Origin of the sequence: Nostoc mirabile CHAB5784, assembly GCF_020829645.1 — a bacterium.
Lineage (GTDB): Bacteria > Cyanobacteriota > Cyanobacteriia > Cyanobacteriales > Nostocaceae > Nostoc > Nostoc mirabile.
Genome location: NZ_JAIVFS010000202.1, coordinates 1 through 7392, shown reverse-complemented (window position 1 = coordinate 7392; position 7392 = coordinate 1). Strand labels below are relative to the sequence as shown.

Annotated in this window: 11 protein-coding genes and 2 pseudogenes; 6 read left to right on the top strand and 7 right to left on the bottom strand. The window is 40.7% G+C overall.

What is annotated here, in order from left to right:
* Positions 1-150: 150 nt before the first annotated feature.
* On the top strand, positions 151-1359 hold the full coding sequence (locus tag LC653_RS43790; protein WP_229501515.1) for a helicase-related protein: 1209 nt from the start codon (positions 151-153) through the stop codon (positions 1357-1359).
* Here LC653_RS43790 and LC653_RS43785 read toward each other — a convergent pair.
* Positions 1317-1679, bottom strand: a complete 363-nt coding sequence (locus LC653_RS43785; RefSeq protein ID WP_229501514.1) for a hypothetical protein — start codon at positions 1677-1679, stop codon at positions 1317-1319. The two genes, LC653_RS43790 and LC653_RS43785, sit on opposite strands and share 43 nt — an antisense overlap.
* 230 nt (positions 1680-1909) lie before the next feature.
* Between LC653_RS43785 and LC653_RS43780 the strand changes: the two genes are divergently transcribed.
* From LC653_RS43780 to LC653_RS43765, 4 genes are all read left to right on the top strand, one after another.
* The gene (locus tag LC653_RS43780; RefSeq protein WP_229501513.1) at positions 1910-2131 is read left to right on the top strand and encodes a hypothetical protein; all 222 of its coding nucleotides are present in this window, start codon (positions 1910-1912) and stop codon (positions 2129-2131) included.
* A complete protein-coding gene (locus LC653_RS43775; protein ID WP_229501512.1) occupies positions 2128-2328 on the top strand; it encodes a hypothetical protein in 201 nt (66 codons plus the stop codon). The genes LC653_RS43780 and LC653_RS43775 overlap by 4 nt, the downstream gene beginning before the upstream one ends.
* Entirely contained in the window at positions 2321-2560 is a 240-nt protein-coding gene (locus LC653_RS43770) for a hypothetical protein (RefSeq protein ID WP_229501511.1), read from the top strand. The genes LC653_RS43775 and LC653_RS43770 overlap by 8 nt, the downstream gene beginning before the upstream one ends.
* A gap of 1036 nt (positions 2561-3596) precedes the next feature.
* On the top strand, positions 3597-3770 hold the full coding sequence (locus LC653_RS43765; protein WP_229501510.1) for a hypothetical protein: 174 nt from the start codon (positions 3597-3599) through the stop codon (positions 3768-3770).
* 38 nt (positions 3771-3808) lie between these two features.
* Here LC653_RS43765 and LC653_RS47735 read toward each other — a convergent pair whose 3' ends face one another.
* The 5 genes and pseudogenes from LC653_RS47735 to LC653_RS43745 all read right to left on the bottom strand — a co-directional run bounded on the left by LC653_RS47735 (position 3809) and on the right by LC653_RS43745 (position 6673).
* Positions 3809-4360, bottom strand: a complete 552-nt coding sequence (locus LC653_RS47735; RefSeq protein ID WP_372478305.1) for an ISAs1 family transposase — start codon at positions 4358-4360, stop codon at positions 3809-3811.
* Positions 4338-4682: pseudogene (locus LC653_RS46665) on the bottom strand (ISAs1 family transposase); the annotation flags it as partial. The pseudogene LC653_RS46665 and the gene LC653_RS47735, both read right to left, overlap by 23 nt.
* Positions 4683-4789: 107 nt before the next feature.
* A complete protein-coding gene (locus LC653_RS43755; protein WP_229501509.1) occupies positions 4790-4960 on the bottom strand; it encodes a hypothetical protein in 171 nt (56 codons plus the stop codon).
* Between the two features lie 465 nt (positions 4961-5425).
* Positions 5426-5812: pseudogene (locus tag LC653_RS48175) on the bottom strand (transposase family protein); the annotation flags it as partial.
* A 639-nt stretch (positions 5813-6451) separates the two neighbouring features.
* Positions 6452-6673, bottom strand: coding sequence for a hypothetical protein (locus LC653_RS43745; RefSeq protein WP_229501507.1), 222 nt, complete (start codon positions 6671-6673; stop codon positions 6452-6454).
* Positions 6674-6821: 148 nt separating this feature from the next.
* Here LC653_RS43745 and LC653_RS43740 point away from each other — a divergent pair, with 148 nt between their 5' ends.
* Entirely contained in the window at positions 6822-6959 is a 138-nt protein-coding gene (locus tag LC653_RS43740; RefSeq protein WP_229501506.1) for a hypothetical protein, read from the top strand.
* A 236-nt stretch (positions 6960-7195) separates the two neighbouring features.
* Here the strand turns inward: LC653_RS43740 and LC653_RS43735 are convergent.
* Positions 7196-7392: hypothetical protein (locus tag LC653_RS43735; RefSeq protein ID WP_229501505.1), on the bottom strand; the 197-nt coding region annotated here is incomplete at its 5' end.

Genomic DNA, 7392 nt, shown 5'->3' with positions numbered 1-7392 from the left:
TCGATTTGGGAACGCGATCGCAATCAAAATAAAGTTTGTGTAGATTGGTGTTTTCGTACAGAAGACGCAAGAGTTAAGCTTTCAAAGATTTATCCAACCCCTCAAAATTAATGGGACAGACCACTAGGTTATTTTAATTCCCTGCGGGAATTGGGTGGTAGTCGCCGCCTAGTGGAAGATGAGGTAAACTCGCGCCTGAGTCATTATGGCGATCGCCGTCGCTACCAAGAACCGTTAAGCTTATTTTGCGATCGCAAAATTGATGATGAACCAGAAGAATTAACCTCTCGCATCAGCACTAACAAAGTTGCTAATACCAAACGTCGTCTAGCTTTACCTTTTCATGATAAAGAAAGAGTTGATATTGCCCTAGCAACTAACATGATTTCCGTAGGGCTAGATATCACGCGCTTAGGGCTGATGGTAGTTTTAGGACAGCCGAAAACTACTGCCGAATACATCCAAGCCACCAGCCGCGTTGGTCGAGAAGCTGAAAAACCTGGTTTAGTCGTTACCTTACTCAACATTCACCGACCGCGCGATCGCTCTCACTACGAACGTTTTCAAATCTGGCATGATACTTTCTACCGAACAGTGGAAGCAAGTAGCGTTACTCCCTTCTCACCCCGCGCCATCGACCGGGGTTTATCAGGTGTTACCGTTGCCCTTGCCAGATTAGGTAATCCAGAAATGACAGCGCCTCTAGGTGCTGCTCAAATTACCCAACATCGCCTGCTTTTAGATTTTGTGGTGGATGCGATCGTTAAACGTGCAGAAGGACATAGCCCCTTAAAAGCCGATGAAGCCGAAAGTCTGCGTCAAGAAATCCGGCGACAAGTTATAGACCGTTTAGATACATGGCAACATATTGCCGTGCAAGACCAACGCCTACAATATCAACGCAATGAAATAGAGATGGCAGCCCCTTTACTACTTGATGCCCTTGACCCCAAGGCAGACAAAGAAAGTAGCGGGTTAGGCGCTGTTAAATGTTGCTGTTGCTGGGGCGGGGAGAGGGTACTTTGTGGCTGTTCTGTGGCTGCCTCAGAGGGTTGTTCTGTGAGAGTTTCGGTATTTTGGGGTATTGCTGGCAGATGTGGCTGTTTTATGGTTTCAATTTTCTTAGCAACTGCTTCAAAATCAAGCAATGGTAAGGTTTTTGTCGTGTCGAAGTCATCCGGGCGAATATCTATCAAAGCCAATCTCAAAGCTTGCTCTGTAGTTCCTAGTTGCTCAACGGCATCGGCAATACTAATCTCTGTTGCTGGTATATCTATAACTGTGGCTGATGTACGGATTCTCTTTGCTGGCATCGTTTACGCTCCTATTCTTTGTAATTGCTCTTGTGCTTTTCTGTAGGTGTAGACGTTGAAGTAATTAGGATTTTTCTTAATGCCGACCTTCACCCGTTCTGCACTTACTACTTGGCTCATTAATCTGCCGATTCTTCCTATAACCCAGCATTGATAAGGACTTAGCGGTGATTCTTTGTCATAACTGCCATCTGGTTTTTTAGAGTAAGCTTCTCTAAATTGAGGAATGCGCCAGAAAGCGATTTCAGACCAAAGGTATACAGTGCTGCGACTTACGCCTAATATCACACTCACATAAGTCTTATTGGCAGGGAAATCTAGAAACAAGTCATGGTTTGTTGCATTGCGATTTTTCCTTTGTCTCATAAGGGTTTTCAGAATTAATCGAGAATCATTCAGGAATTAATGCCAATCAATTAAGACATCAAGCACTATGCGATGTTGAGTGGCTAAACCCATTGCTGTGTTTATCTTTGGGATACTCGTTCAACACCAAATAATGTTTTATTGTCGTTTGATTGCTGTTACCGTTAATATAGCTGTGTCTTGTTATCCTGTCAACAAGACTTAATTAAAAGTCAAGATGAGGTGCGAGAATGACAACAAGACATAGTTATAAAAACAGTGAAATGGTCGATAAAAGGCGATCGCCTGACTTTAGCCAAATAACGGGATACGTCCCTAAATCTTTAGCAACAGAGTTTAGGGTGGCTTGTACTCGACTAGAAATCTCTCAGAGTGATGTTATGGAAAAATTAATTACCCAATGGCTGCAAGACTTGGAAATTAAAAAGGACGTACATGATAAACCGAGATGACTGAGAATGACAATATAAAGCGATCTAAGGGTAAATTTGACCCAATCGCAGAGACGAGAGATTGGTCTGTAGCCGTATCTGAGGAGTATTGCAGGCGAATTGCTAAAAACACAGGCAGGCGACTGGTAGAAATAATTGACACAGAAGACCAACCCTTACCCATAGTTTGCATTTTTGAGGATTACACAGATGACTGAGACAGCAACCCTAATACCACTAAGTACATTCATTCCAGTCTTTACGGCTATCAGCAATCGGAATTGGCTCTGGTTCAAAGAACTTGAATTAGAGTTTGCTGATAATCATGGGATAGAAACTTGGGCAGATGTTTTTAACTTTCGCATTATGCCAGCGCTGGAACCCGAAGCAAAAAGATGGCTTTTAGTTGAAAAATGCAAAAACGGTTTTACAGTCAGAACTCTTGGATAGTTGTCTGTTCTGTTGATTTAATAATTGCTATAAACCCAGTCATGGATGGGTTTTCAGAGATTTAGCAGTTAAACTGTAAGTCAACAAATCATTTATTACTTTTCTTGATTCAGGAGTTGTATTTTTATCGGGAACAGTAGGCTTTCCAGGGATTTAAAAGTTAAACGATAAGTGGGAAAATAAATAATGAGTCGAAGCTTATTCACTATTCTCAATAAAGAATGCACACCCCCCTGTGCATTTGTTAGGAGCAGACTTCTTGAGTATTCTCAACAAAGAAGACACAAGCGCTTGTGTCATCACAAAAACTTATATTGGACTATTGGAGGCTCAAACGATGTTACCAAAATCTGACTTATATTGATTTCAGATTAGGCTTAAACCCAGTTATAAATAGGGTTTCAGTAATTAAAGAGTTTAGCTGTATATACTTGAGGAATCGAAATAATGATTAAAAAATTACTGGCTATTTTAAATGGAGAATCACAAGCGCTTGTGTCATCGCAGAAACTTACATTACATTTTCACAATACCTAAAGTATATTTATCTATATATGCTTTTCTTAATTCAGTAGGAGGGTCTAGCTCAGTCACAGAAGGGCTTTCACCAACTTAGGAGTTGAACGACAAATGCTTAAAATAATTAAAAAAAGAACTAGAAAATACTTCAGTATTTTTAATAGAAAATCACAAGCGCTTGTGATTACATGACTAAAATATAGGTTTTGCGGGGGCATAACAAAAGATAACTTCCCACTACAGTTCAAGATTGGAGAGTTGGGGAAATGAATTTAAAACCTGTTAACCGAACTGTTGCGTTTTACAACTATTTAGAAAATGTGCATTGAGAAAAGAATTGTAAACAGGACTAACAATGCAGGTAAAATCCTAAAAACCATGCAGAAATTTGGCGAAACAAAATATCTCGCCAGTGATCTAGAAAGATGAATTAGAGCTTATACTAATAGTGGATTTGTATGGGTTAAACCTTACTGATAGGAGGCGTGTTAGTAAAGATTCTTCGGTTCAATAGACTTTGACTCAAATATCTATAGTTCAAGTATTTCAAAACTTGGAGCGTACTGGTTCCACAGAATTTAAAGATGTAACTTTGCTTGGCGGCGGAGAATCATCTAAAAAATTCAACAAAGGGATACCAGGGCGCTCTGCATTGGGGGCAAATACCACCAAACCACACCTCTCACTATAAACTAATTTTGCTAGTTTGTGATCAAAATTAGAGAATTTTTAGAGTCGGATTGGTATTTGATTCCCCCCCCTACCTTCATCAATCAAGCAGGGTGGTTTCATACAAAGAAAGAAAAAACTTTGTGCAGTTGGTTGGAGAGGGCACGTTGTGCTTGAGGAATAGTTCGGAAACAGAGTTTGCGGGCGAACGCACAAGAAAAAGTTGTGTAAGATAGACCAATTGACAGGGGCATTGCCACCACGGCGTGGTGGAAAGTCTTCTTGGAATGTCACATCTCGAACCCAATGCAGTCGATTTTCGATGCCCCAAGACAAGTGGATGTCAGAAAGTAACTGTTGAGCTTCCAGACATTGACTACAGATATAGGATTGACGCTCATAGAATGGTTGACCATCGCGCTCACCCTGACGCTCGATAACAACAAAAGTTTTGAGTCCAGACCATTTTTTTTGAATTTGTTCGGGTGCAGCAAAAACCTTGCACTCACGTTGTACTAGTCGAGAATGAACATTTTCTACAGTTGTAGCACGAAGAAGTGGAGTATCCTGTTGTGATTGGGTTTGAGCCCTAACAGTAGAGTGTCGGTTGATTTTCTTTTAATCCAATCAGGTAGTCATTGCCACTATTGATGATCAGGGATACAGTTTTTTTTGGCTTTTGCATTGCATCAAGGGTAAAAACGACTTGTTGACCACAAAACTCGGAAATTAATTGTTGTACGATGGTCACTTCACTAATTTTTTTGTTTGACATCGGTTGCATCCTGAGTACAATGCCGCGCTCGTGACTATAAACTGATACGGTACTGATAAAGTTTTGGTAGGATTTACTGTAATCTGTGACTGTGCAGCGAATGCCTTTACCATCGATCGCCAGTCTCTCATAAGGGATTGGCGGAACAAAAACTGATGCCCAATTAAAAAATCAAGTCAGTGAATGGCTGAAAATCTACTGTTTTGAGTACTCGTCGGAATGTTGAGTAAGAGGGAAACTTGATTGTCTCATCTAGGTTTAACAGTTCAATTAAGCCAAGTCTGTGTATTTTGGTAAAATCCTCCAATGGTCGGTAGCCCCAATAAGAAAGTCATTGCTCCCAGCAATATGAGCAATAACACTAACCATAACTCATGTCTTCGTCCCCGGATGTGCCGATAATCTGGGACTTCCTGCAATTGTTCAATGAGATTCATACCCTTTATCTATCCATTTTTCTCCACCCTCCATAAATCATTATTATTTTTCTCTGCTTGTATGAAACCACCCTGCCCTACCTTCATCAATCAAGGGAATTAAAAACCAAGCGCTAAAACAATGCAAGCTAGCACCAACAGCCATTTCAGCCTTTTGAGAAGTCTGAGCTTATCGAAAAAAGTCCGTAATTATTTTTACCGGAATCGAATAAAAAGTTTTTTGGAGCTTTTTAGAAACCCTAAAAAGCCTCAGATTCCTTACTGGGTAGTAGTTTTGAGGAGGTTTTACAGTCTCCTCTTTGCCCTACAAAAACTGAATGAATTAAAGCGATCGCTGACTAAGGATTTTCCCAAATTACGCCTAATGTGAATTAGAAAAAAAGGCGGGAGAAGTAAGAAGATGAAAGTTACCAGCTTTTCAATTCAGACTAATATAACCCGGAGGCGGAGCGTCTCCGGCTCCGCCCGATATTGCTCTGACTTGATTATTTTGACATTGAAAATCCGAATATTATCACATAATGCTACAGGGAATGAGTCTAAAAGATATTCAGTACAATCACTTGTTTCTTTGAGTATCAAACAATCTGATGAAATAAATCATTGATTAGCATCGAAACACTGTGTAATCGCCGATTAAATCGTGATTTTTCTAACATCCCTGGAATAAATTTATGCTATGAGCATATAGTTGCAAGCTTTACTGTGATTGCCGTTAAAGAATAATGCTGCAACTAATGCTGTTGTAATAATTTCTGCATCACTCATATGACGACGACAATCTTCATCATGTCCAATCGCCTTTAACAAGTCATCAGTGATAGCATAGATCGCAATTATTTCATTTAGCATACACCCCTCCGATTTTTATTCCTGGAGGGGATTTTATTGCTAAAATGACACCTTGCGATCGCCTAATCTATAACTAGCAACTTGGGTTATTAGAAACTAAAATTTATAGCCAAATGCTGGAAACTAAAGCTCCGTAACCATTTGGGCTATTGCATTCTCCCAAAGTTACAAAACACGGTTAATCGCAAAAAAATAACCTTTTTTGAGAACCCGTTTCAGCCATGTAATACGGGCAAAAGCTTTACAGTACACCTTTTTAGCCCCAATGTCGTCTAAGGCATATCATACGCCCTCTGTTCAAATAACTAGTGAACTACTCCAAGACAGAACGTAATTGAACGTAATTTCAGTATAAACATTGTGTTTAGGGTTCTTTAAGCCTAATTGTTGTGCTAGACCCCACAACCCCAAATAACACCTCGTAGAAACCTCGTATGGCACGGGGTTTGTTTTTGGGATTGGGTGCGATCGCCTCTCCTCTCTTCCTTCATTCCTTAATACCTGCTACCCCACTTAAATCACGAGTGGGGTAAGGAGTGCGATTCTAGGGGTGTGTATGGTGGTGGCTGTGGTATTTGTACCCTCAACTTGTTGTAGGCGATTGTGGCAGAGGTGAAGAGGTGCGATCGCCTCTTGTCCTCATTCCCATTCTCCAAAACCTTTTTTTTGTTTTGGCGACGCGGCGGGAAGGCAATTAGATGAGGCGATTTCATTCGCGGTGAAAAATTGAAATTGCAAAAGTGATGCCAAAAATGGAGAAGCGTAGCTTGCCGCCGAAGGCATCGCCCAATGCCTAACACCCAATGCCCAATGCCCAATGCTCAAAAAATAGATTGGAGGTTTTGGGGTTTTGGTAGCCACATCTGGTAGTCACGATGGTTAATATCTATTGATATAGAGGTCATGACTACGGTATCAACATCTGATACAAAATACGGCTATTCTCCGTGGTGACTACCAAAAACTGTATAAAAACCAGCATTGCCAAGCTAGTACAGAAGTGAAGCGGTTGCCCGTAGTCACGCTAAGAATTGAGATTGGGGATTTGGGTTTTGGTAGTTACGGTCTGGTAGTCATGATGGATTTGGTAGTCATGATGATTAATATCTATTTATATAGAGAACGTGACTACGGTATCAAAATCTGATAGAAAATGTGGTGATTCTCAGTGGTGGCTACCAAATATTGTATAAAAGCCAGCATCGATTCAAGTAGTAGAAAATTGAGGTAGCGGCGCGGTCATCCCATAGGGAAAATGAGGGCGATCGCTTTGTTTAAGAAATTTGGAGAGGATAGGAGTGATAGCGGGAGACGCGGCACGCCGCCAGTTAAGTTCATCACCCCAACAATGCCAATAACTGCGCTGACGATTTGGTGCGATCGCTAGCTACTGGAGTTTAGACTAAGCCATGCAAAAAGACCCAGCAGGGCTGAGTTAATCACAGACGTAGTGAAATTCAGTAGACCGAAAAGTTTTGCGATCGCTCTGTGATGAATACCTATATAAGTGGATTTTTGCCGAAAAACTGTAGTTTTAAATACTAGTATTGAATGACTTAGTTGACCTCGTAATATAAGTA